This window comes from Shewanella sp. AS16 (assembly GCF_021412365.1).
In the GTDB taxonomy this organism is placed as follows: domain Bacteria; phylum Pseudomonadota; class Gammaproteobacteria; order Enterobacterales; family Shewanellaceae; genus Shewanella; species Shewanella salipaludis.
Genome location: NZ_JAKCLK010000003.1, coordinates 263,613 through 290,012, shown reverse-complemented (window position 1 = coordinate 290,012; position 26,400 = coordinate 263,613). Strand labels below are relative to the sequence as shown.

General features: G+C 54.2%; 16 protein-coding genes. 8 read left to right on the top strand and 8 right to left on the bottom strand.

The annotated features are described in order from the left end of the window. Positions 1–4: 4 nt before the first annotated feature. The 5 genes from csy2 to LZP73_RS09810 form a co-directional block, all read right to left on the bottom strand. Positions 5–1,054 (bottom strand): type I-F CRISPR-associated protein Csy2, encoded by a 1,050-nt coding sequence (gene csy2 / locus LZP73_RS09830; RefSeq protein ID WP_234234694.1) that lies wholly within the window; start codon positions 1,052–1,054, stop codon positions 5–7. Then, positions 1,051–2,571, bottom strand: a complete 1,521-nt coding sequence (locus tag LZP73_RS09825) for a type I-F CRISPR-associated protein Csy1 (protein ID WP_234234690.1) — start codon at positions 2,569–2,571, stop codon at positions 1,051–1,053. Before LZP73_RS09825 ends, csy2 begins: the two co-directional genes overlap by 4 nt. Further along, entirely contained in the window at positions 2,564–5,929 is a 3,366-nt protein-coding gene (cas3f, locus tag LZP73_RS09820) for a type I-F CRISPR-associated helicase Cas3f (RefSeq protein WP_234234688.1), read from the bottom strand. Before cas3f ends, LZP73_RS09825 begins: the two co-directional genes overlap by 8 nt. Continuing rightward, positions 5,926–6,903: a type I-F CRISPR-associated endonuclease Cas1f gene (gene cas1f, locus LZP73_RS09815; RefSeq protein ID WP_234234686.1), complete on the bottom strand. Its 978-nt coding sequence runs from the start codon at positions 6,901–6,903 to the stop codon at positions 5,926–5,928. The genes cas3f and cas1f overlap by 4 nt, the downstream gene beginning before the upstream one ends. Positions 6,904–7,053: 150 nt before the next feature. Further along, positions 7,054–7,884 carry a WYL domain-containing protein gene (locus LZP73_RS09810; protein WP_234234684.1) on the bottom strand — a complete coding sequence of 277 codons (831 nt, stop codon included), beginning with the start codon at positions 7,882–7,884 and terminating at the stop codon, positions 7,054–7,056. Between the two features lie 236 nt (positions 7,885–8,120). Here LZP73_RS09810 and LZP73_RS09805 point away from each other — a divergent pair, with 236 nt between their 5' ends. Then, complete coding sequence (locus tag LZP73_RS09805; RefSeq protein WP_234234682.1) at positions 8,121–10,286, top strand: lipase maturation factor family protein; 2,166 nt, start codon at positions 8,121–8,123, stop codon at positions 10,284–10,286. A 31-nt stretch (positions 10,287–10,317) separates the two neighbouring features. Here LZP73_RS09805 and mak read toward each other — a convergent pair whose 3' ends face one another. The 3 genes from mak to LZP73_RS09790 form a co-directional block, all read right to left on the bottom strand. Further along, positions 10,318–11,226: a fructokinase gene (gene mak / locus LZP73_RS09800; RefSeq protein ID WP_234234680.1), complete on the bottom strand. Its 909-nt coding sequence runs from the start codon at positions 11,224–11,226 to the stop codon at positions 10,318–10,320. Between the two features lie 161 nt (positions 11,227–11,387). Continuing rightward, positions 11,388–14,057, bottom strand: coding sequence for a glycoside hydrolase family 3 protein (locus LZP73_RS09795; protein WP_234234678.1), 2,670 nt, complete (start codon positions 14,055–14,057; stop codon positions 11,388–11,390). Between the two features lie 73 nt (positions 14,058–14,130). Then, positions 14,131–15,423 (bottom strand): sugar MFS transporter, encoded by a 1,293-nt coding sequence (locus LZP73_RS09790; RefSeq protein WP_234234676.1) that lies wholly within the window; start codon positions 15,421–15,423, stop codon positions 14,131–14,133. A 242-nt stretch (positions 15,424–15,665) separates the two neighbouring features. Here LZP73_RS09790 and LZP73_RS09785 point away from each other — a divergent pair, with 242 nt between their 5' ends. From LZP73_RS09785 to LZP73_RS09755, 7 genes are all read left to right on the top strand, one after another. Further along, entirely contained in the window at positions 15,666–17,018 is a 1,353-nt protein-coding gene (locus LZP73_RS09785) for a GH1 family beta-glucosidase (protein WP_234234674.1), read from the top strand. A 9-nt stretch (positions 17,019–17,027) separates the two neighbouring features. Continuing rightward, positions 17,028–18,356, top strand: coding sequence for a glycoside-pentoside-hexuronide (GPH):cation symporter (locus LZP73_RS09780; RefSeq protein WP_234234672.1), 1,329 nt, complete (start codon positions 17,028–17,030; stop codon positions 18,354–18,356). A gap of 55 nt (positions 18,357–18,411) precedes the next feature. Then, positions 18,412–19,413, top strand: coding sequence for a LacI family DNA-binding transcriptional regulator (locus LZP73_RS09775; RefSeq protein WP_234234670.1), 1,002 nt, complete (start codon positions 18,412–18,414; stop codon positions 19,411–19,413). A gap of 318 nt (positions 19,414–19,731) precedes the next feature. Beyond that, a complete protein-coding gene (locus LZP73_RS09770) occupies positions 19,732–22,725 on the top strand; it encodes a TonB-dependent receptor (RefSeq protein ID WP_234234668.1) in 2,994 nt (997 codons plus the stop codon). A gap of 240 nt (positions 22,726–22,965) precedes the next feature. Continuing rightward, positions 22,966–24,567 (top strand): tryptophan halogenase family protein, encoded by a 1,602-nt coding sequence (locus LZP73_RS09765; RefSeq protein WP_234234665.1) that lies wholly within the window; start codon positions 22,966–22,968, stop codon positions 24,565–24,567. A gap of 59 nt (positions 24,568–24,626) precedes the next feature. Next, complete coding sequence (locus LZP73_RS09760; protein WP_234234663.1) at positions 24,627–25,349, top strand: SapC family protein; 723 nt, start codon at positions 24,627–24,629, stop codon at positions 25,347–25,349. A gap of 10 nt (positions 25,350–25,359) precedes the next feature. Then, positions 25,360–26,391, top strand: a complete 1,032-nt coding sequence (locus tag LZP73_RS09755; RefSeq protein WP_234234661.1) for a cupin-like domain-containing protein — start codon at positions 25,360–25,362, stop codon at positions 26,389–26,391. The last annotated feature ends 9 nt before the right edge of the window (positions 26,392–26,400 follow it).

Below are 26,400 nucleotides of genomic sequence, written 5' to 3'. Positions count from 1 at the left end.
ATCCTTAAAATAAGTTAAGTATTTGTTGATTAATTTCCGCTTGTGATTGGGTCGCCAGAATATCTGAACAGAGTTCAGAATCCGCCGTACTTAAGGTTTTCTGTTGGCACAAATACCAGTCGCCATCTTGGTAGTAACGCCATATGAATTCTTTTATATCGGCCACTCTGTGCATACTGAGCCACTCGCCGATACTGTGTACCGATTCAACGAAACGAGCTGGTATCTGTTGATCACGAAGGTTACCTACCTGTCCAGGTCCATAAACTTCACTGATTGCTTTATAGCCCGTCATTAACGGCACCAAAAAACCAGGAAATGGTTTGGCCTGGTATTTCCAATTAGCATTGGTTGTCTCATCCGGCTCAGTCTGTTTATCGCTTAACTCAGCTTGCGCTGTGTATTTTAACGCGGAAAAGTCAAGCCAAGCATCCAACAAAGGGTTAACCAGCCCGGCTTCGGCGTGAGCGATTAAAGCCTCGCTATGCTGCTTTAAATACTCATGTCGGTCCTTAAGCACAAAACCCGGCATTGTCAGGCGTTTTATTTTTGTGAGTAAGTCGGCTTTTTGCTCTTCAGTACTCGCTGAGAGCAGTTTTACTTTGGCTATATCCAGCACCGTGCCACCAGCCATTCGCATTGAGCGACACAAGCCCCCAATATAATGCTCAAGTTCAGTAGCTTGTTCGGTAGTTAAGACAAGGGATTCAGATAATTCAATCACTAAGCTGACCGTCAGGTTGACTTTGCCCTCCTCAATAATGGGTGGCGAAGTATTTTTGTGCCTTGCCAATACAGGAGGATTTTTACTTTGTAAGAATTCAAAATCACCAAACGGCTTAGGTTGGTAAACCTTATTATCTGCATGGTTGGCAATCACTGCACACCCGCTCAACTCACTTTGATACGAGCCTTTGCATTTGCTAGAAAACTTCCTATTTAGTGCATGAGTCAAACCTAAAAATTGAGTTATCGCCGGAAATCCCCAAGTAAAACCAGCAATGGAATTGGCGTTTTGCACTTTAACGTGACTTAACACTAGATATTGACTCATAGCGCCACCTCCTGTGTTGCAATAAAGGTTCTGAGTTCTTCGGTAAATATTGTTGACCAAAGCTCTGCATGGATCGGTGTCAGGTTTAACTTGCTGTTTTTATTCAGTTGGCGATTTAGCCACAGAGCAAATTCTTGACTTAATTCTTTTTTCCAATCACCGGAAAGCTTTGCATTTTTGGCTATCTCGTCGTCACGCCAAGGCTCGAATAGTAACTGACAAGCAAGCGGTAATTTGCTTTCAATAGTCCATTTCGGTTGTGCTTCATTAATATTTGCCATTAATACAAGATCAAATAGAGCGCTAATGATTGTTTGTAGCTTTCGAGTAATCGCGGCAGCGCGTACCGGAGCACTATCACTCAACGATTTGTTTTTTAATAGTTTTAAATAATCTTTCAATTCCTTAATTTCAGCCGCTAATTGAAGCGTTAGAGACTTATCAAACAATTCTTCCGCTTGCAAATAGCTAATGTCTTGAGGAATCCACGTAGGCGGCTGAGCAGACAGCAAAGTTATTTTTCCACCACGTTTTCCGTTTAATGCCGAAGCATTTGAATGGTTAGAGGCTGTGATGTTGATCTTGGCTTTATTTGGATAACTTACCACCGAGAAGGGGCTGTATTTGCCTTTCTTTCGCTGCTCTCTAGCTTGCGCTTGTTCATCGTCAAAGTATTTGCGCAGCTCCATATGTATAGACTGAGCAAGGGATGAAGATGTCAAGGGGAGCAATAAATGGTAGTCATTTTCAGCTATGGGAAAATACACCTGTTTTGATAAAAAGTAGCTTTGCTTCTTCTCATTTTTAATCATTAAACTAAAGCAACTGTTGGCTCTATTAAGTAGCTGCCGGTTGTTGATAATAGCGTTCAAAATCACCTCGGGTTGATCCCTTAACACATCACCAACATATACACCTTCAACATCTACTTTATAAAGTTGAGAAATTGATGAGTATTTATTGTCTGGATAAGCACAATCTAAATGAGCAAAATTAGTAGTTGTTAAGTACCTACTATTCGGGCTTTCACTTCCCTTGAAGTATCTCACATCAATAGATGCCCCCTTACTGCTGGAGTGACTTAACTTTGCAATGTGAGTGGCTAAATAACTCCCTTCTCCAAATACTAGAGCCCAATCAATCCATTGCTCATAGTGATTTAAAGACAGCAGATACTGTACTTGCTTATTAACTGCCGAGAATTGAACATCAAATTTTAACGCAATTGCTTTTCCTCTAATCAATTGAGCAACTTCGGAACCTATAGACTTTTGATGGTGTATATTTTCTAAATAAGAAGATTCTTTTTTAAGCTTCTTTTTCGTTATAGATTGTATCTCTTTGTATTCTGATTCAGCTTTAAGTAACTTTTTTTCAACACTTAAAAATGTCTTCCAAAAATTGACATACTCCTTCAGTGCTCGCTCATGAGTTCTGTTTACTATGGCTTGTTCACCTACATCATCTATGTAAGATAGCACTCGTTCCTGGAGCTTTTCAGCGGGGATCTCACTCATATAAATATTCATCCTTTCTCAATATCTTATAAATGCCTAATTCTGGTTGATATAGCCATTGTTGAACTGTATCTTGCTCTAACTCATTCAGGGCTACATGCGTGTAGACTTGTAACGTTTGTTTATGGCTTTTATCTAGTTTTCGCGCTAGGATTTCTATCTGCTCATGCAAGTTAAAGTAGTGCCACAAAGCAATCCCCTCCCCTAGCTTAAGTGACTCAGATGGAGTACCTATGTCATCTGTATTGCTGTATTTCATCGGGTAAACACCTGGCTGTTTTTTTTGCCATTTAGGTTGACTCTCTCGGGTGAGAGCTAAGCAATAATCGTCCGTTCTTTTTGATTTTCGAAACGGTTGATGGCGCTGCATTTCGCCGCACCAACTGACGTCATGTTGCCACCACTGCGCCGCATAATTGTAATCATTGGCACTGCCTTGTAGCCTCAACATTTGAGCAAAATGCTCCAACTCAGAGAACTTATTGAATTTCTTTTCCTCTGTTAAGTCCGGCATTCTGTTAGCCTTACTCGGAACATACAAAACCCTGGGAATAGCGCTAATAACCGATAAATCTTTTTCTATATTTAAATCAAGTAAATTGGTCGTCGAATATTGCAGCTTTTTACTTTCAAAGCCGGGCTTGATAAAACTAGGACACTTTCCTTTGAGACCTTTATAGTTCTGCGCCAATACATGAATATTGGCGTGTTCGGGCACCTGTTTCCGGTGGCGTTGCACCCGGCCTGCCAGCTGTATTATTGAACGCTGAGAGCTCGGCTCAACAACTGCCCAGTCATAGTCATGATCGCGCCCCACTTCGGCTACAGAGGTCGCTAACACAACAAAAATATGCTGGTGCTCCAGGGTCGAATTAATAATGTCTAAAATGCCAGAGTTTTGTTGCCACTCGTTCTTATCATGGCGCGTCAACGCTTTGTCCAGCATTTTCTCAATACTGCTGCGCTGTAATAACGGATATTGCCCATGGTAAACACAATAATGAATACGGGTATTTTCTGGTGCAGGCCTGTTCATCAGCTGTCTGGCAATATGTACCAAGGGATCAATGTTGGCCATCCTGACAAGCCCAATAGAAACCTGTTTTTGCTCTAGTTCTATTGAGTGCAGTGAATGCAATTCGGTAATGGATTGATAAATGCGATCTGCAAATGCCAGACTTGGTGAAGTTTCGTAATTAGCGTTTAGGTTAACTAATCGTCCTTTTCTTAATGGCCGTGCAGATTTCTTCAGCTCGTTCACTCTTTTGCTTACATACTCTTCGTGCAGCTCTTTAAATTGCTCGACAGAGCCCGTAAGTAATGACTTAGGTTTATTGCATTCATCAAACCATGCACAACACACTGTATCGACGACCCCTTGTTCACCATTGGCTTGTGTATACTGTTTGCGTCCGGCTTGATAAGCCTCAAACAAACTACTTGCTAGGGAAGGCGAAATGGTCGCAGTAGAAAGCAAAACGCGACTCCCTAACATTCCAGCCCAATGTACCAACCGACATAGAGCGGGCAGATCGTCCAGACTAAAGTCATCTGGCTCATCCAACACTAAATCAGAGGTCAAAAGTCGCAACATAGGGGCGATTTGGCGCCCGCCTCTGACGCCTTCCGTAGCTGGTATTAAATAGTCGATGGTACTGACTAGGATCGGTGCATGTAATAATCTTGATATTTTAGGGTCATGTTTCAGCCAAGGAATTTTCTCAAGTAACTCAGAGTCTAAATTGTCTAATAACGCCAGCTCGTCTTTGAGCAGCGACTCTTTTGACTGACTACCTTTTTGCTCTTCAAGGCTAATCTCCGGCTCTAAAGATAGTAGCTGTAAGTCTCTAACCGCTTGGGAGCCAACAAGGAGTGCAATGTTTTGTTCTGCTAATTGTCGATTTGCGGCATCTTTTCCAAATAAGTCATCCTTAAGTGCATTAGCCGTTTGAATAGACAAGGTTCTTAACCCAAGAGCGACATTAAAGCGGCAACGTCCAGGATCTGATAACCCATGCATAATTTTGGCATTGGCACGAGTTTTACCCTTTCCTGTTGAAGCCATAGATATACCAAAGAAACCATGATCTTGTGTTAACTCTTTTATCGACGCGGCTAATTTGGCGGCTTTATCTTGCCAACCAAATTCCGGCTCCAATTCTTCCGGTACTTTTTCGCCTAGCGCTTTGACATCATCAAGCGCCTTTAAACTATATTTCAACCTTGGAACGTCACAGGCTATTTGATATGCCAAAGTGCCAACATTAATGTTGTGCTCATCCAATTTTTGTTTGTGATACCGCTGACCTTCTTCATTAATGTCGGTATTGGCAAAAGCCGAGTAGTTTCGATCGGATAAGGTATTATCAATACCTTGACGAGACGATTCTGCATGATCGGCCAGCATTAATGACAGTCGAGCCATGTGCCTGGTAAATAAATTGTCATGCCAGTCAGATTTAAATAACCGCGTGCAATTTAAAACACGTCTCGCTAGATTTGATATGTGAGTTTGCCAAAAAGCGCTTTTAAAGGGAGTGCCAAACGGAAAGTGCCAGTTATCTTCTTTTGCTTGATCAGCCCATGACTCTAAAACCGACTGTGGCGAATTCCAACATGATTCAAATATTCCCCGCCAACGGCTGATACTACTCAGATCAGGTTGATTATCTAGCTTGTGGGGATATTGAGGCAGCCTGTGGTGTGACACAACTAACCATCCTACTATGGCTGCAATGGGTGGCAGAGACGTAAATGGGCAAGGAATGTTTTGGGTAATGAGATCTCGATATCCACTCAACGCATTAACCAGTTTTTCTTCGGTTGAATTATTTATCTCAACTAAAGCAGTTAACCATTGCTGATCATTTTTTTTCCCGACAAATGCCTGAAATAATCGTAAAGATACCCATTCATGGCGCAGTGGCTCGTAACGCTTCCCTTCATTATTAGCCGCCAGCTTCTGCTGAAACAGCTGGTTTGCCTTACCTATATCATGGAAAAAACCTGCAATCGCGGCCAAGTATGCAATGATTTCCACATTCAATGAAAAATGTTCTTTTACTAACAACTCCTTCTCGGTGCGATTGACCGGCACCACTCCTTCAGCATTAAACTTGTTCCTGTTCCCCACCACCCAAAGAAACTGGCTGCGCGAGCGGCTTCGGATCCAGTGGCAGCTGACGGCGGTGCTGCGGCTGGCGGTTTTACGCAACATCTTTTTCGCCGTTGCCAGACCGTCTTCGGTGATCAGTGTCTGCCAGGTGTTGTCACCAATACGGTTGGCGAACGCATCCAACACGCGGCGGGTTTTCTTGAGCGCGTTCTTTTCACACTGAGATACAAAGGTCACCATCATAGGCTTTGTGCCTCAATGTTCGCCGACGTGTAATCTTGCAAGGCGATGTTTTTCACCGTATCAAACATAAAGTCGAGTGCCTGATGATCGATAAAGGCCTGGAGGATTTGCTGACGGAATTCCTGCTCGGTGACATTTTCCTTGGCGCAGATAAAGGCCCAGGGCAGCACCAGGGCATCCTTGATCAGGTCAGCAACGTCAAAAATAAGGGCTCCCCTTCTTGTTTTTCCATGCATCACGGCAAAACCGTGGGGAATTCCCAACACCCACAGACAACTGGCGGCAAGGCCGTATGCAAGGTAGTTACCGTGGTTTAAAAAGTCGTTGGCCTTGTCGGTGCTTTGATGTTGGCGGGTGAAATCCTTGATGTTGGTATTGTTGGCTGCATATTTATAAAGCGCCTTGGTCAGCTGGGCTTCGGTCAGCAGCAGGTCCGATTGTTTAACCGCCACGTCAGTGCGGGTATGGAAAGTATCTAGGGCGCTTTGTATTTGCTGATCGTCAAAAGCAAAGCCTTCGCCCTTCAGCTCCCTGTCTTTTTGCCAGACCCGTTGCAGAAAATCGATTCTTGCCTGCTGAAATTGTTTGGCCGCAGCCAGGCGCTTGCCGTCGTCGAACCAGAAAGACAGCCAGCCTTGCAGGTATTCGGTTGGTCTGTATTCGTTTTGCGGCGTCAGCCATTCCACTTCATTTGCCATATAGAGGGGCGTGCCGCCCCCACCGCAAAAACCGACCAACACACCGGCCTGCGACAGCATCCGCATCACCGCCTGAGTAACGGACGTCCCGTTGCCGAGCAGCAGTACCGTGGTATTGGCGATAGGAATATTGAAATACTGATTTTCGTTTTTTGCCTCGGTTAGGTAGAGCACCCGGCCGTCCTTTTGCAACATCCGACAATGTTCCAGGTAATACATGTTCGCCCGCTTGGAATGCAGAATGCTCTTTAAGTCGGATGGTCTCAGGTCATCCATAGCTTACTTCCTCCTTGTCTTCATATGCTGTGCTCGTCCCTCTTCGCTATAGCCCTTCACTCTACGCTACTGCAAACTGCTGGCAATGCTGTAAAAATCCTCAGGTAAACTCACTTTACCTTTAACGGCGAGATCTGCATTGAAAGTCCGTTAACCGCTGAATAACCATTGTTTGATGTCGTCCCGGTTGACCAGCACCAGTTGTTGGGCCTCCGGGGTGCCGTCGAGCATCTTGGTGTTGACCTGTAACTCATGCAGCAAATAGTTGGCCAGGGCGGCGCGGGTGTTGAGGACTAGCTGGCCGCCTTCCATCCGGTAGTCATTGGCCAGCACAGCCTGTTTGGCGGCGCTGAGACGCGGATCGGGCTGGAGTATGAGGGTAATTCGGGTTTGCCAGGCGCTGTCGCCCACCATGCCATGAGGTGAGTCGTCCAATACGTCGGCGGCGCCGCGAAAGCGACTGAGCACTAAGTCTCTATAACCCTGGGACTTCTCGCAATAGCCCCGCACGTGCCAGCGCAGCCCGGTATTGACGAAGGTGTGGGGGTGAAAGATACGGCCGTCATTTTCCGGGTTGGACAGGGAAACATAGTCGACCTCGACGCGTTTCTGCTGCCTTATGCCCTGCACCAGGGCGCGGATCACTTCGGCCGAGACAGTTCTGGGGGGCAGTCGCAGCTCGCTGACCCCAGCGGGTGTTGCTGGATTGTCGATATAGAGCTGGCCGCCGGCGAACCAGTGCAGGTAATGATTGACGTCGGTGGAGATAAAATAGGGAATGAAGCTGGCCGTGGGCGCAAAGCCTGCGTTGCTGCGCACGAGATTGTGCGGATAACGCTCGGCATAGGTTTTCAGATCTTGGTAGGCTTGCTGGCGACTCACGCCAAACTGCGTCATGAGCTGTTTGTTGCTCACAGCGCCTTCCCACCAGGCGAGTAATTCGATAAACAACAATCTTTGACTCAGGTTATCCTTGGCCACTCTATCCATCCTTAGGTCTGCCCTTTGCCTACCCCTGGGGATAGAACTCACTCCCCGACATAGCTTCCGTGAACCACCATGAACTTCCAGGTATTTGATGATGCTATATTTTTTCATTTATCGAAACAGCGTACAGCATCACACTTTCCCACTTGGGCTGTCAACAGCCAATAGAATACCCGCAGGGCGGCTGCGCCTCCTCCTGGACTGGGCTATATTCAGCTCTAAGACTCCTTATGACTTCTCTGTCTCCTATGACTGTTATGTCTCCCGTGGCTGGCTCGACCCTGCTGGTTTATGACGGTGATTGCCGCTTCTGTCGGACCTGGATTGACTATTGGTCGCGGCAAACCGGCGAGCGGGTAGGCTATGCCCCCTATCAGCGGCTCAAGCGTCAAGGAAGTGAGCTGCAAGAGCCAGACAATCCGCAGCTGGCCGAGTCGTTGGCCGAACTGGACGAGTCCGTCTTTCGCGGCCATATCCAGTTTTTCGATGAGGATGGCCGCCGTTGCCAGGGGGCCGAGGCCGCCTGCGAGGTGCTGCGCCGCATTCCGGGCAAGGGCCACTATGCCTGGGCTTATCGACATATCCCCGGCTGTGCGCCGCTCAGTGAGTGGGTCTATGATTGGGTCGCGGGCCACAGGGAGCTTGCCTTCGGCGCACAGAAGCTGCTGCTGGGTGAGCGGCTGTATCCGCCCGAATATACGCAGATAAGCTGGCTATTTCTGCGGCTGCTGTCGCTGATCTATTTCTTCGCCTTCGCCTCCTTTCATGTACAGGCGCTCGGCCTCATAGGTCATGATGGCCTGCAGCCGGTGGCAGACTTGATGCGGGCCGCCAAAGAGGTGTTCGGAGACACGGGTTACTGGCAACTGCCAACGCTGTTCTGGTGGGACGCATCGGATACCGGCATCCAGGCGCTGACCCTGGCCGGCATGGGGCTGAGCCTGCTGTTGCTGTTCGGCTTCCTGCCCCGGGCCCTGTTCAACAAGCCATGCAAAGGCATATCCAAACACTTATTCAAAAGCTCTTTCAATAGCTCTTTCAAGAGCTCATCCACGAGCTTATCCGAGAGCCAAGCCAGGCCCTTGGCCACTGCCTTATCCGAGCTCTTGTCCGGGCTCTTTCCCGGGCTATGCCTGCTGCTCCTGTATCTCTTGTATCTGTCGCTGGTGCATGGCGGTCAGGACTTCATGCAATACCAATGGGATCTGCTGTTGCTGGAAACCGGCTTGCTGGCGCTATTCCTGGTGGGGGGAAATGGACAAGGCAGAGTCCAGGGCAAGGGCCTGGGGGTCTGGCTGCTGCGCCTGCTGCTGTTTCGTTTCATCTTCATGTCCGGCGCGGTCAAGGTTCTCAGCGGCGATCCTACTTGGGCCGGACTGACGGCACTCGAGTATCATTTCCAGACCCAGCCCTTGCCGACGCCGCTGGCCTGGTATGCCCAGCAATTACCCGCCTGGAGCCTGCAGCTCTTTACCCTGATGGTGCTGACCATGGAGCTGCTATTGCCTTGGCTTATCTTTCTCGGGCGGCGGCCACGCAAGCTGGCGGCCTGGGGAATAGTGGTATTGCAGCTGAGCATACTGCTGACGGGCAATTACAACTTCTTCAATCTGCTGACCCTGACGCTATGCTTGCTGCTGCTGGACGACAACGACCTGCCCAGCTGGTTGCGCTGCGCCCTAGATTGGGCCAGGGGAAAACCAGCGACTCCCGAGCCTCCCGAGCCCGATTCCCCACGTCTGCTGGTCTGGAAGCTGCCCAAGTATTTGTTGGGGATAGTATTGGGCGTCCTGGGTCTGGGGCAAATTCTTCTCGGTCTGGGGCTGGCCTCGGCGCCTGCCTCACTCGCAGCCTTGCTGAGCCGCGTCGATCCCTGGTACCTGGCCAATCCCTACGGGGTGTTCGCCGTGATGACCACCCGCAGACCCGAGATACAGATAGAAGGCTCAATGGATGGCGAGCACTGGCTGCCCTATACCCTGCCCTATAAACCCGGAGACCCTGCCCGGGCGCCGCTCTGGAACATTCCCCATCAGCCCAGGCTCGACTGGCAGCTGTGGTTTGCCGCACTGGACGGACAGCCCCCGCCCCCCTGGTTCCATAACCTGATGGTAAACCTGCTGTTCAACAATCCCCAGGTGCTGGCGCTGTTCGAGGCGGCTCCTTTTCAAAACCAAGTGCAGACAGAGAAGGGGATTTTGACTGCACAACCGCCGCGCCTGGTACGCGCCCGGCTGTACAATTACCGCTTCAGCAACCGGCGCGAGCGCAGCGACACAGGCGCCTGGTGGCAGAGACGGGAAATAGGCAACTATTTTCCCGCGGTGCAGTTCAAGATCAAGGCCTCGCCCCTCAACGCCCCAGAGCCCCAGCCCGAACAGCAGGAGCGGCAATAACGCCATGGAGATTCAAGAGATGAGACGGCATTCAGCCCCATAACCAGGCGGCACCTCGTACTCCGGAGGAACTGCCGTAGAGGTTGGCTACCACCTGGGTATGGCACTCGCGACCAACGACATACCCGGACAGCACGGCAGGCAACTGACGATAAATGGCCTTGATATTGGACACGCCACCACCCAGCACTATCACATCGGGATCCAGCATGTTGATCACATGGGCCAGGGAGCGGGCCAGGCGATCGATGAAGCGGTTGAAGGCCTGGGTCGCCAGCTCGTCTCCGGCCTGCATCATCTCGGCAATCTCTATGCCGCTGGCGGCCACGCCGCCCGCCGCCCGAAAATCCCGCACGAAGCCAGTACCCGACACAAAGGTCTCGATACAGTCCTGATTGCCGCAGAAGCACCGGGTCGAGTTGAATTCATCGGCGGTCATCCAGGGCAAGGGATTATGGCCCCACTCGCCGCCTATGCCATTGCCACCGCCATGCACCCGGCCGTTGATGGCGATGCCGGCACCACAGCCTGTACCTATGATCACCCCGAACACCACGGACTTGCCCGCCGCCGCACCATCGACCGCCTCGGACACCGCAAAACAATTGGCATCGTTGGCCACCTTGACGGGGCGCTGCAGCCGCTCACCGAGATCCCTGTCCAGCGGATGACCGTTGATCCAGGTGCAGTTGGCGTTTTTCACCAGGCCGGTGAAGGGCGAAATCACCCCTGGGATGCCGACGCCGACGCTGGCTTTTTCGTCGAGCCCAGCTTCGGCCTCGCCGACCAGAGAGGCGATCGCATCCAGGGTAGCGACATACTCACGCGGGGTGGGGATACGTTTCCTGAACAGCTCGGCGCCACCGGCATCCAGCACCACCAACTCAATCTTCGTTCCCCCTAAATCGATGCCTATCCTGAATTTGGATTTCTGTTCCACTGGTTCACCCCTTCACTGAAAAATGTTATCCCGGCCGCTGGCCGGGTGCTCGATGCAGTAGTCCAAACAGCCTGTCTTGCTCATCTGCTCTCCTTGCCGGCTATGGCCATGTCCGGGTCGCTAACGACAAAAGCTGCCGCCCCTGGGGTTGCCCTGCAATGTCACTGACAGGAGATCGTCGCGTCGGCTGCGCCATGGGGCACCAGCAGCACATCGCTGAAACTGATGTCGGCCGCCGTGGCGGTCGACAGTACGAAGGGCGAGAGGATCTTGCCGAAGTTGACCCCCTGTTGTTGGTAGCAACCCAGATCGATACTGATCTCCTGCCAGCTGCCCAGGGGGGCGGCGTTGAGGGCGGCGGCAATATCCACAGCCGCACGGCAGTCACCCTCACAGCTCATGCCGACATTGACGGCGCCATCCAGCCTGGCGGCAGTCTTGATGCCGAAGGTCAGTGCCGCACCTGCATCCGTGTAGGCCCGCAGATCCTCGGGGAAATTTCCCTGCAAGCTGACAAAGCCCAGCCCCTTGCCGTTGAAGCTGACGCTGCGGGCGTCCTCCTGCACCCGCCTGTCCTGGGTCTTGATGCTCAGCACTGAGTTGTGTTGCACGCTGCTGCCTATGGCCTGGGTCGATATCCGTTCACCTTCGATGCTGCCGATCAGCATCTTCCAGGGAGACTTGACCGCCCGCTCGAACAAAGGCCGCGGTGCCAACTCGGTCCGGCGGCTGAAGTTGTCTTCCGACAGGGTGTTGCCGGTCAGCGCCAGGGCGTAGGCAGTGTCGGCATCGACGCGCTTATCCGGTTGCCCATAACTCAGGCCATAGCCATAGGGCAGCAAGGGCCGGTAATCGGCATCTTTGACATTCACCCGGGTCTGTTGTGGCGTCGCCGGCCAGGAGAAGGACAGCCTGCCACTGAAGTCGTGATTGATCTCACCATTGGCCTTGGCGAACAGCACCTGGGCTATGCCGGCGCCCTCGGTACCGGGCAGCCAGGCGGCGACGAAGGCATCAGAGGCATTGAGTTCTGGGTTGACCCACAGCGGCCGGCCACTGATAAATACCGCCACCACGGGAATGCCCTGGGCCTTCAATTTCTGTAACAGCGCCAAGTCGCGTTTGTTGCCGCGCTGGTATTCGAGGTTATCCAGATCGCCATTGCCCTCGGCATAGGGCTCCTCACCGAACACCACTATCGCCACGTCCGGCTTGTCGGCCGCATCGAAGCTGCCTTGCGGACTCAGCATGGCCATGCCGCCGGCGGCTTTCAGGGTCTGGGCAATACCTGCATAGATGGAGGTGCCACCGGGGAAGTCCTGGTTGCTGTTGCCTGTGCCTTGCCAGGTAATGGACCAGCCACCGCTCTGCTTGCCTATGTTGTCGGCCGCATCGCCCGCCACCAATACCTTGGCCTTGGGCGACAACGGCAGCAGGTGGTCATTGTTTTTCAGCAGCACCAGCGACTCGCGTACCGCCTGGCGGGCGACATCACGATGGCTCGCCTGCCCTATCAGCTCTGTCTTGCCCGACAGGAGTCGTTTAGCCGGGCTTGGCTTTTCGAATAAACCGGCACGGATTTTCACTCTCAGGATACGGCTGACGGCATCGTCGATGCGCGCCGGGCTGATTTCACCGGAGCGGGCTTGCGCCAGGGTATTGTCATACAGGGGTTTCCAGGCCTGGGTCGGCACCATGAACACGTCCAGGCCGGCGTTGGCAGCCTGGGGACAGGACTCGTTGCTGCAACCTGCCACTTGGCCGTGGCCGTTCCAGTCGCCGACCACCAGGCCGTCGAAGCCCATGCGGTTTTTCAGCACCTCGGTCAGCAGATAGGGGTTGCCGTGGTTTTTGATGCCATGCCAGCTGTTGAAAGACGCCATCACAGTCTGGGCGCCGGCAGTCAGGCCGCCGACATAGCCCTGGGCGTGAATGTCGAACAACGCCTGCTCGGATGCCAGATTGTCCCCCTGGTCATCGCCGCCCTCGGTGCCGCCATCGCCGAGGAAATGCTTCACAGTGGCGAGCACATGCTGATCCGACAGGAAGTCGGTGTCGCCGCTGCCCTGCAAACCTTCGACTATGGCGTGTGAATAAGCTTTCACTATAACGGGATCTTCTGAGTAGCCTTCGTAGGTCCGGCCCCAGCGATCGTCACGCACCACGGCGACTGTCGGGGCAAATACCCAGTCGATGCCGGTGACCATGACTTCCTTGGCCGTGATGGCGGCGATCTGGCGAATGAGCTCGGGATCCCGGGCCGCCCCCAGACCTATGTTGTGCGGGAACAGGGTGGCGCCTATAACATTGTTGTGACCGTGCACCGCATCCGTGCCCCACATGGTGGGGATGCTGATGCCATCGAGCGAATCGTCCATTGAGGCCTGATACATGGCCTCGGCCAGGGCAATCCAATCGGCCGGGGTGGCATGCTTGTCATCGTTGGGGTAGCTTCCGCCGCCGTTGAGGTAGGAACCGAAACCATATCTGCGCATGTCTTCGACGCTGATGTCGCGAATTTCCGGCTGGATCATCTGGGCAATTTTTTGCTCCAGAGTCATTTTCGCCAGCAGCTCGCCGATGCGCCGCTCGACCTCGGCCTCGTTGCTGTGGGGAATATCCAGCTTGGGCCAGATACCTATATCAGTGGTCTTGCCGTCCAGACTGTTGCCGTGCTCGGCAGTTGGCGCAGTCGCTGCTGCTGTCTGTTCACCCAGGTCGGCACTGCTGATTGGCGCCTGTTCCTGACAACCACTCAGGACCGTCGCCAGAGCTATGGCCAGCAGACTCAGGCCAGAAGAGAGGTTTTTTCTCGTTGCGATGACACTCATGATGTTCGCCTTATGCAAAATAAAAAACTCAGACTGCGGCGCCCGCTGACGCCGCATTCCGCTCGAAGCAGGTTCAGAAGCTTGGCCGCTTGGCATCACAGCCAATGGCGCCGTAGAAAGCGATGAAACCGTAACAGAGCAGTGGCACCAGAAACGCCAGCTGGATCCCCAGGTTGTCCGCCAGCAGTCCCTGCAACAGTGGCAATATCGCCCCGCCGACTATCGCCAGGCAGAGGATGCCCGAGCCCTGGCTGGTGTGTTGCTCGAGATCCTGCAATGCCAGGCTGAAGATGGTCGGGAACATGATGGAGTTGCACAGGCCCACCAGCAGCAGGGCCCACATGGCCAGGGTGCCTGTACTCGCCAGCGCCAGGGTCACCAGAGCACAGGCGCAGAGGGCATTGAAGGCGAGCACCTTGCCCGCCTTGATTTTCTGCATCACGCCGGCACCGACGAAGCGCCCCACCATGGCGCCGCCGAAGTAGTAGGCGATATAGTGCGCCGCCTCGGCATGGCTGAAACCGCCTATCTCGGGTTGGACGAGGAAATTGATCAGGAAACTGCCGATGCCGACCTCGGCACCCACATAAACGAAGATGCCTATGGCGCCCAATACCAGATGGGGATAACGCCAGGCACTGGCACCGTTCTTGTCGCATGTCGAGGCGGCGGCCAGGGTTTTCTTGCCCAGCGGCGGTAATTTCAGCGAGATGAAGACCAGCGCCAGCACGGCCAGCGTTGCCGCCAGGATGAGATAGGGTAGCTGCACTGTGCCTGCCTGGGCCGCGGCATCCAAGGTCGCATCTGGTGCCGATTGGCTCAGCTGAGGTGACGTCGACAAGATCAACCAGCTGCCGAAGAAGGGCGCGACCGTGGTGCCGAAAGAATTGAAGGCCTGGGTCAGGGTCAGGCGCGACGATGCCGTATGAGCCGGTCCCAATACGCTGACATAGGGGTTGGCCGCCACCTGCAATATGGTGATCCCGGATGCCAGCACGAAGAAGGCCGCCAGAAACATCCAGTAGGAGGCGTAACTCGCCGAAGGATAAAACAGCAAGCAGCCACAGCAGGCCAGCGCCAGCCCGGCGACTATGCCCTTCTGGTAACCAATCTTGCCAACCAGGGCGCCCGCCGGCAGCGACACTATGAAGTAGGCACCGAAGAAACAGAACTGCACCAGCATGGCCTGGGCGTAATTCAGTTCGAACATATTCTTCAGGTAGGGGATCAGGATATCGTTGAGACAAGTGATAAATCCCCACATGAAGAACAACGAGGTCAACACCAGCAAGGCAAACCTGAAGTTGCCATGCTGATGCACCCCGGCGGCCTGCGCCTCATCCGCGTCAATCGATATTCCTGCCATCTTTTCACTCCATTCTGATCCCCGTCGGCCGCGATATCGGCAACGGATAAATTATCGCCTGCGGTTATTGACCTTTATCTCTTTAGTCACTAACCTCGATGTAAGCGCTTTCATTTTTAACATATCAATAACCAAAGTCAACGATTTTAGAGCACAGGAAGTAATATCGAGCGACGCTTACTCGCTTCCTGACTCAGAGATCTCTGCAAGCATTAACGAACCGAAATTAAGTGACTGAACTAATGAAAATATCCCTACCTCAAGACTCCAGACTCATGAGCGAACACTTCATCTACGGTGTGGCCACCGCTTCCTTCCAGATTGAAGGCAGCGCGGCTTCCCGTCTCCCCTGTATCTGGGATACCTTCTGTGCCACCCCGGGCAAGATACGTGACGGCTCCAACGGCGACAGCGCCTGCGAGCATATCGACAGATGGCAACAGGATGTCGAACTGATCGCGGCCCTGGGGGTCGATGCCTACCGGCTGTCCGTCTCCTGGGGACGGGTGTTGCACCGGGACGGCAGCATCAATACCCAGGGCGCCCAATTCTATATCGACTTGCTCGATGAGTTGAAACGCCGCAATATCAAGGCCTTCGTGACCCTGTATCACTGGGACCTGCCGCAGCATATCGAAGATAAGGGCGGCTGGTTAAACCGCGAGACCCCTTACCTGTTCCGGGATTACGCTGATAAAATCAGCCGCCTATTCGGCGACAGGGTCTATTCCTATGCCACCCTCAACGAGCCCTTCTGCAGCTCGTACCTTGGCTACGAGACTGGGATACATGCGCCCGGGCTGGCGAAGAAAGCCTATGGCCGCCAGGCCGCCCACCATCTGCTGCTGGCTCACGGACTGGCGATGCAGGTGTTGCAAAACAACAGCCCGCACAGCCTCAACGGCATAGTGCTTAATTTCACCCCCTGTTACCCCCAGAGTACCGATGACGCAGATATAACCGCGGCGAAGCTGGCCGATGACTATTTCAATCAGTGGTACATCAAGCCTATCCTGGACGGCGCCTATCCGGCGCTGCTGGAGACCCTGGACTCACAGGATAGACCCGTAATCCTCGACGGTGACATGGACATCATAGCCCGGCCGCTGGATTTTCTCGGCGTCAACTTCTACACCCGGGCCGTGTACCGCCACTGTCCGCAGCAGGGCTTCGAGCAAGTGCCGCCCGCGGCTCCCAAGACGGATATCGGCTGGGAGATCTATCCGCAGGCCTTCAGTGAATTGCTGATAAAGCTGAATGACACCTATGAGCTGCCGCCAATCTACATCACGGAAAATGGCGCAGCCATGGCCGATAAATGTGTCGATGGCAGGGTCGACGATCCGGACAGGCTGGCCTATTACCAGAGCCACCTGCATGCGGTACACACGGCCGTTGAGCAAGGAGTGAATGTTAAGGGTTACTTCGCCTGGAGTCTGATGGATAATTTCGAGTGGGCCGAGGGATACCTCAAGCGCTTCGGCATAGTCTATGTCGACTATCCAAGCCAGACACGTACCATAAAAGCCAGTGGCCAGGCCTACAGAGACCTCATCTGCAGCCGAAGCGCCTCGAGCCATCACAATAATAAATAAGGCAAAAAAATGATTAGCATAAGAGAAAAAATAGCCTATGGCCTGGGTGACACCGCCAGCAACATTGTTTTTCAAACCGTTATGCTGTTCCTGACGTTTTTCTATACAGATATCTTCGGCATCTCACCGGCATTCGTCGGCACCATGTTCCTGGCGGTACGGCTGATCGATGCCGTCACAGATCCCCTGATGGGGGCATTGGCAGACAGAACCCGCACCCGCTGGGGGAAATTCCGCCCCTATCTGCTGTGGTTCGCCCTGCCCTTCGGCGCGATCAGCGTACTGGCCTTCAGCACCCCGGATCTGTCTGAGCAGGGGAAAATGGTATATGCCTTCGTGACTTATACCGCACTCATGATGGTCTATACCGCCATCAACATCCCCTACTGTGCCTTGGGTGGCGTGCTCACCGCCGATCCCAGGGAGCGGGTGTCGGTGCAATCCTATCGCTTCGTGTTCGCCATGCTCGGGGGGCTGCTGGTCTCGGGCCTGACCCTGCCACTGGTGGAGTTTCTCGGTGAAGGCGACCAGGCCAAGGGCTATCAGCTGACCATACTGGCCATGAGCATTCTGGGGGTCGCCATGTTCCTGGGCTGTTTCTGGGGCACCAGGGAACGCCTGCATCCACCGGCAGATCAAGACTCCAGCTTCAGGCAGGACTTCAAGTTCCTGTTACAAAACGATCAATGGCGGGTACTGTCGGTGGCGGCCGTGTGCCTGATGTCCGGCATGGTGCTGCGCACCAGTCTGGCGATCTACTATGTGAAATACTTTCTTGGCCTGCCTGAGATGATCACCCTGTTTATCACCCTGGGCATGCTGGGCAACGTCTTCGGCTGCGTTCTGGCCGAGCCACTGGCCAAACGCGTCTGCAAGGTCAAGGCTTACATTGGCTTGCAGATCCTGGCGGCGACACTGTGCGTGCTGCACTACTTTATCCCCAAAGATCAGCTGGTGTTGGCCTTTGCCCTGTACATTCTCTGGGGCTTCACCTTCAACATGGCGACGCCTTTGCTCTGGGCCAAGATGGCGGATGCGGTCGATTATGGTCAATACAAGACGGGGGTGCGTATCACAGGCATGCTCTACTCCTCGGTGATCTTCTTCATCAAACTTGGGGTCGCCATCGGCGGCGCCGCCGCCGGCTGGTTGCTGGCGGGCTATGGGTATCAGGCCGAGCTGGTCCAGTCGCAGGCCACCTTGCATGGCATCTTGGTCTCTTTCACCTTGTACCCTGCCATAGGTTCAATCCTGGTCGCCATCGTCATGCGTTGGTATAGGCTGAACAATGGCAAAGTCGATGAAATCAATATGGAATTAAATAGAGTCGCTCAATAGAAACGTGCTAATCTTCGAGCCATTGTACTCTTGAACGGCCAGAGTTAGAGACGATATGGCGACCATTTATGACGTTTCAGTCCTGGCAGGTGTCTCACTCGCGACTGTGTCGCGGGTGATGAACAAGAACACCAACGTCAGTGAAAAAACCCGGCAAAAGGTACTGGATGCGATGGCCCAACTGGACTATCGCCCCAATGCCATAGCCCAATCTTTGGCATCCAACTGCTCCAACAGCGTAGGTGTGTTGGTGTCACAACTCGATGGCCCCTTCTACGGCCCCATGATGACGGAGATCGAAGCCTCGCTGCGTGCGGCCGGCAAGCATGTGATCATCGCCGCCGGCCACAGCAATGAAGCCCAGGAGAAGGAGGCGGTGGAGTTCCTGCTCGATCGCGGCTGCGACGCCCTGATCCTCGATGTCGAAGCCGTATCCGACGATTACCTGATAGCACTCTGCCGGCAGCATACGCCTATAGTCTTCATCAACAGATATATAGCCGAGATCCGTGAGCGTTGCGTCTACCTGGACAATGAGCTCGGCGGTTATCTGGCGACCCGGCATCTGCTGTCGCTCGGCCACAGGCACATAGCCTATATCTCAGGCCCCCTGTTTAAGCTCGATGCCAGGCAAAGGTTGAGTGGCCACAAGAAGGCGCTGGCCGAATCTGCGGTCGCCTACGAGAGCGAGCTCTTCTATGAAGGCACCTTCAAGGAGTCCAGCGGCAGCGATGGCATGCGCCACCTGCTCAGCCTACAGCGCCCTTTCACCGCTGTGGTATGCGCCAACGATCAAATGGCCTCGGGCGCCATTGCCACCTGCCTGGAGCAGGGGCTGAGGGTGCCTGAGGATCTGTCGTTCATGGGGTATGACAACATCCCCTTCCCGCAATACATCTCCCCCAAACTCAATACCATAAGCAACCCTATCCATGAGATGGGCAAGATGGCGGCCCTGTGGGTGCTCAAGCATGTCTACAACAAGGCAGATGTCGAGGTCACCAACCGCTTCACCCCCAGCCTGTTCATACGGGACTCGGCGCGCCGCCTTCCTTAACCCGCCGCTTCACCCAGTTTCACTCAGCCGCGCAGTCGCCCGCATCGAACCTGTGCCCGTCGATTGGGGCTACCCCGGGGAACGACCCCGGCCTGAGCTGGGCACGCCAAACAACATCCAACAAAAACAGCAACTTAAATCATAATGCAACATAATCACAACTTTACGTTGACTCGAATAAGGATTTCACTTAGCTTTATGTAAGCGCTTACATAACCTAACTCGAACAAAAATATGAGTGAGCTGTACAGATTTTGTTCAGACAAACCAAAAAATCAGAGAGTTGTAGTCTGTATACCTACTTAACGGGGAAATGTGATGGAACGTAAAACCTTTGAAAAAACCCGACTGGCCACCAGCCTGTCGCTGGCGCTGGGCCTGAGTGCCCTCATGCCGGCCCATGCCGCCGACGGCGACCCAAGAGCCGAAGATAACATAGAAGTCATTCAGGTCTCAGGGATACGCGGCAGCTTGATCAAGTCCATGGATCTGAAACGCAGTTCAGACGGCATAGTCGATGCGATCAATGCCGAAGACATAGGTAAATTCCCCGACAGCAACTTGGCCGAATCCCTGCAGCGCATCACGGGCGTGTCTATCGACCGTCAAAACGGCGAAGGCAGCAGGGTCTCGGTACGGGGTTTCGGTGCGGATCAGAACCTGGTGTTGTTGAACGGCAGGCAGATGCCGGTCACCACGGGATCACGCTCGTTCGACTTTGCCAACATAGCCTCGGAAGCCATCAGTGCCGTCGAAGTGGAAAAAACCGCCAAGGCAGAAAATCCGACCGGCGGTATAGGCGCCACCATCAATGTACTGACCCACAGGCCCTTGAGTTCGCCAGGCCTCAAGGCCAGCTTAGGTGTCAAGGCGGTCGATGACAGCTCTACCGACGAAGGCTCGGTCACCCCCGAGATTTCCGGCCTCTATTCCAATACCTTCGCCGACGATAAATTCGGCATCTCCATCTCTGCCAGCTATCAGGACAGGGAAAGCGGCAATCAGCAGGCCCAGGTCGGCACAGGTTGGCGCAGCTTCCCGGGAGTGGTAGATCAAGACTGGGGCGGCAGCAACGCCGAATGGGGCGGCGTTCCCAAGGATGCCAACCAGATCAATCGTCCGGGCGAAGGTGACATCTACAGCGTGCCACAGACCACTGTATACCGTTTCGAAGAGCAACAGCGTAAACGTACCAATGGCCAGCTAGTGCTGCAATACGAGCCGATAGACTCGCTGCGCGCCACCCTGGATTACACTTACATGCGTAACGACATAGATACCCAGTCGCACGATGTCTCGGCCTGGTTCAACTTCGTGCCGACCCAGGAAAGCACCTGGAGCGACGGCCCGGTTTCCTCGCCGCTGGTGTACTCGGAAACCTATGATGGCGTCGCCGATATGTCGATGGCGGCCGGCGACTACGGCACCCGAGATGAGAGCGGCTCACTTGGCTTCAACCTCGCCTGGAATGCCAGCGATAACCTGACACTGAAGCTGGATTATCACGACTCCTATGCCGAGCGTACCCCAAATAATCGCTACGGCAGCAACAACAACCTGAGCACCGCCGCCTTCATCCGCACCAGTGCCGCAACCGACTTCACCGGCGAGGTGCCTGTGCTGGCCATTGGCGGCGGCAATGCGGTGCGTCCCGAAGACATGCGCGTCACAGGCTCAACCTTTACCAACGCCATCAACCGCTCGGAAATAGAGCAACTGCAAATTTCCGGCAACTATGACTTCGACAACGGCAACAGCATAGATTTTGGCCTCGCCATGACGGATGTGAATAATCACTCCCAGTCCGTGTTGGTGCAGCGCAATGACTGGGGCGGCATAGGCGCCGCGGGCGATCTGGATGCCGCCTGGTTCCCCAGCAGCGGTGTCATCGACAAGTTCGACGGTTCCAAGGGTGACTTCTCAGACTACCAGGGCTCGGCCTCGACAGATCCGCTCAACACCATGTTCCTATGGGACTTTGAAAAGGTCCGTGCCCGTGCCGCAGAACTGTACGCCTCCAGCGTGGTTGGCGACTGTGGCAACGGCTTCTGTCCATCGACCGATTACGCCAGCGATACCGACAGGTTCACCCAGGAGGAATCCAAGTCGGCCTATGTGCAATATAACTATGCCGGTGAAATCAGCAACATGCCATTCGATGTGCATCTCGGCTTACGCTATGAACAGACAGATGTCGAATCCACCTCAGCAGTCTCAACCTACGACTCGGCGACCTGGATAGCGGAATCCGAGATAGCCCTGAATGCCACAGGGGAGCGCGCCTTCCAGACCCAGACAGGTGATTACGACTATTTCCTGCCGAATGCGAATTTCAACATAGAGCTGGTCGACGATGTGTATCTGCGTGCCGCCTACAGTGAAACCATAGGACGCCCGGATTACACCTCTATTCAGGGCGGCACTGTGGTTAGCACCCTGGCCTACCGCGGCGGCGGCAGCGGTTCGGCCGGCAACCCAGGGCTGCTGCCATTGGAATCGACCAACTATGACCTGTCGGCGGAATGGTATTATGGCAATGCCAGCTATGTCTCTATCGGTTATTTCAGGAAAGATGTGACCAACTTCATCAGCAGCAACCCGGAAAACTCCAACATCTACAACATTGCGGACCCGTCCCACGGCAAGTATGTCGATGAGGCGATTGCCGCCGGTGCCATCACGGCTATCGAGCAGCGTCAGTGGATCTATGACAATTACGGCGCAACAGATCCGAACGTCACCATCAATCCGGCCAACGGCAACATAGAAATTACCGGTAACCCTGGCGATCCTGAGCTGAATTTCATCCTCACCAAACCGACCAACGATGACAACAGCTCGGTGATCGACGGCTGGGAATTTGCCGTGCAGCACTTCTTCGGTGAATCTGGCTTCGGACTCCAGGCCAACTACACCCTGGTCGATGCCGGAGATGAATACGACAACAGCAACCTGGGCCGCCCGGGTGATGCCACCCAGAATGTCCTGACCAACATCAGTGACACGGCCAACCTGGTTGCCATCTATGAAAACTATGGTTTCTCGGCGCGACTGGCCTACAACTGGCGCGATGAGTTCCTGAACTCGACGGGTCAAGGTACCGGGGCCAACCCCCAATATACCGAGGCCTATTCCCAGGTCGATTTCAACATAGGCTACGATGTGGAGGCGGTTGCAGGTTTAACCATTTTCTTCGAGGGCCTGAACATCACCAATGAGAGTACCAGGGTACATGGCCGCGCCAGCGAGCAAGTGCTCAACTACACCCAGACGGGAGCGCGTTACAGCATAGGAGCACGTTACAGCTTCTAAGGCTAATAAAGCGCAACAGATCTTTCCTTAAGGTCGTGCTGGGTATCCCCAGATACCCAGCTTTTATCAGGATGACACTGAGGCTACAGGGAGTAGCCGCTTTTTTTAACCCCGGCGAACCCAACAAAGACTTGAAATCACGGGACAAGTATTCAATTCTAACCAGACTGTCGGCCTGGGCCGGCGGCGGTAACGATAGAAAGCCTTAATAAACAAAGATAAAAATAACAGGCACTCACAATGCAGCAAGCAGCACATACACCCATCCACAAGATAGTCATAGTCGGCGGCGGCAGCGCCGGCTGGCTTACCGCGGCTATCTTGGCTGCCGAGCACAATGTCGACAGGGGGCAAGTTGCTGCCTCCCCCAGGCTGGATATCACCCTGATAGAATCACCCGATGTCGCCACCATAGGGGTCGGCGAAGGCACCTGGCCTTCGATGCGCAATACCTTGTCCAAGATAGGCATAAGCGAAACCGAGTTTATCCGCCAATGCGACGCCAGCTTCAAACAGGGATCGCGCTTCATTGACTGGCAACAGGATGGGGTGCTTCCAGGCCAGCCGCAGAAGCAGTATCTGCACCCCTTCAGTTTACCCCATGGTCACCAGACGCTGGATCTGTGCCCCTTTTGGTTGCCCCACAGGGACAGTGTCAGCTTCGCCGATGCCGTCTCGAGCCAGGATTGCCTCACGCAGTTGGGGCTGGCACCCAAGACCATAGCCACCCCCGAATACCACTTCCAGAACAATTACGGCTATCACCTGGATGCGGGGAAATTCAGCCGCATGTTGATGCTGCACTGCACAGAGAAGCTAGGCGTGACCCATGTCCGCGATCATGTCACCCATATTCAGGGGCTGCCCAATGGCGACATAGACAGCCTGCTCACCAAGGAGAACGGCCTCATTCACGGCGATCTCTTCATCGATTGCAGCGGGGTCAAATCCCTGCTGCTGGGCGAACATCTGCAGGTGCCGTTTCTCAGTCAACATTCAGTGCTGTTCAACGACCGCGCCCTGGCGGTTCAGGTTCCCTATGCCGATGATCTGAGTCCCATTGCCTCCTGCACCTTGTCGACCGCCCAGCCCTGCGGCTGGATTTGGGATATAGGCCTGTCCAGCCGCAGGGGGGTAGGCTATGTGTATTCCTCGAGCCACTGCAGCGACAGCGACGCGGAGCAGAGCCTGTTTACTTACCTGGGCGATATCAACCCCAATGTCAAAGGTCATGGCGCCGCGGAAATACGCCGGCTCAGCATCAAGCCAGGCTACAGGGCCAGATGCTGGCAAAACAACTGCATCGCCATCGGCATGGCCGCGGGCTTTATCGAGCCGCTGGAGGCCTCGGCCCTGGCATTGGTCGAGTGGAGCGCCAACACCCTGGCAACGCAGCTGCCCGCCAACCGCGCCGTGATGGACACCATAGCCGCCAGGGTCAACGAGCGCTACGAGCGCCACTGGCTGCAAATCATCGACTTCTTGAAGCTGCACTATCTAGTCAGTCGCCGCGAGGCGGACGCGTATTGGCGTGATCACAGAGAAGCAAACTCTGTCCCGGCCCGTCTCGATGAATATTTGGCGCTCTGGCGGCACCAGGCTCCGGGTCCACAGGATATAGGCCACAGGGAGCCCCTGTTTCCCGCGGCAAGTTTTCAGTACGTGCTCTACGGCATGGGCTTTCACACAGCCCTGCCCACCCATGTGAAACCATCGCAACAGCAGTTGGCGCAAAAGCTCTTCAGCGAAAATCAGCAACGCACCCGAGCCCTGAGCCGAAATTTGCCCGCCAACCGAGACTTATTGGACAGGGTGAAACAGGCGGGTTTCGCCAAAATATAGCCTGCAAGATAATGACAATAACTCGCGCCGAGTGAGACTGTACAAGGAACAGCCAGCCCATGAACAAACATGTATTGCTCAACAACATTGACCATAAAGATCTGAAGATCATCACAGCCCGTTCGGCCGAGTACGGCGACAATCAGTGGTTCAGCGTGACCTTTCCGGCGGAATTTCGCAGCCTACAGGCCCACTACCCGATTTTTTTCCATAAGGATCAGACCACGGGTCAGTTCTTTGCCGTCGCCCTTCATGGTTTTCAACACAAGGAGAATCTGTTTCTGAACGCCGACGGCTGGCAGAGCTCTTATATTCCGTTGACCCTGAGGCGCCAGCCTTTCCTGATTGGCCTGCAGACGGTGCATGAAGACGGCCTGGAGCTGAAACAGCGCGTCATCCATATCGACATGAACAGCCCGCGCATCAGCAGCACCCAAGGCGAGCCGCTGTTCCACCCTTATGGCGGCAACACCCAATATCTCGATGACATAGGCGACATGCTGGAAACCATCCACTACGGCCTCATCGACGGCCAAACCTTTATCGACGCCCTGATAGAGCACGAACTGCTGGAGTCTTTCAGCCTGGACATCACCCTGGACAATGGTCAGCAGCATCAGATGATAGGTTTCTACACGATCAACGAAGACATCCTGGCCGAATTACCGCCCGAGGCACTGGCCCAACTGCATCGCAAGGGCTATCTGCAGGCCATCTATATGACGCTGGCATCCCAGTCCAGGGTGCGCAAGCTGCTGGATCTGAAAAACGCCCGCCAATAAAGAGACGACCATGAAAGCTGCCGCCCCTGTCTGTCAAACTGCCCGGGTCAAACGCCTGGAGCAGTGTTCACTCGATGAGATGAAGGCCCTCATCGCCACGGCCGAGACACCGCTGGTGTTCGGCGGCCTCTGCAGCCATTGGCCCCTGGTACAAGCCGGGCTGAGGTCCTCCAAGCAGGCGATGGCTTACCTGGCACAGTTCTACCAGGGCATGCCGGTCACCGCCTACCATGTGGCGCCTGAACATGACGGCCGGGTGTTTTACAATGAGACCCTGGATGGCTTCAACTATCAGGCCGGCAAGCTGGACCTGAGGCAGCTCTTGGAACGGCTGCAGGCAGAGGCTGAAGCCGACAAGCCCGCCGGCATCTATATGGGCTCCACTGAGATACAGAGATGTCTGCCGGGACTCGGCATAGACAACAGCCTGGATCTCGCCCCCATAGCGCCGTTAATCAACATCTGGCTGGGCAACCCATCACGCATCGCAGCCCACTTAGATCTGCCCCATAATCTGGCCTGTAACGCCGTCGGCAAACGTACCTTCACCCTGTTTCCACCCGAGCAAGTCGGCAACCTCTATATAGGTCCCATGGCATTTGCCCCAGGTGGTCGGGACATCAGCCTGGTGGATCCGGACAAGCCGGATCTTGAGCGCTTTCCCAGGTTTGCCATGGCGATGGCGGCGGCACTGACCGCCGAGCTGGAGGCCGGTGACGTGTTATTCATCCCCAGCATGTGGTGGCACCATGTGCGTGCCAGCGCTGATTTCAATGTGCTCATCACCCATTGGTGGCGCGATAGCCCGGACTACCTCGGCCGCCCCAACAATGCGCTGTTGCACGCGATTCTCAGTCTGCGCTCCTTGCCCAAAGCACAGCGGCAGGCATGGAAGGCCATGTTCGACCACTATATTTTTGACCATGATCCTGAGGCGCTGGCCCACATACCCGAGGCGGCGCAGGGGATGCTCACCACTCCATTGGATGAGTCCAATGCCCGCAAGCTCAGGGCAGATCTGACCAATAAGCTCAAGCGTTAATCCATGTTA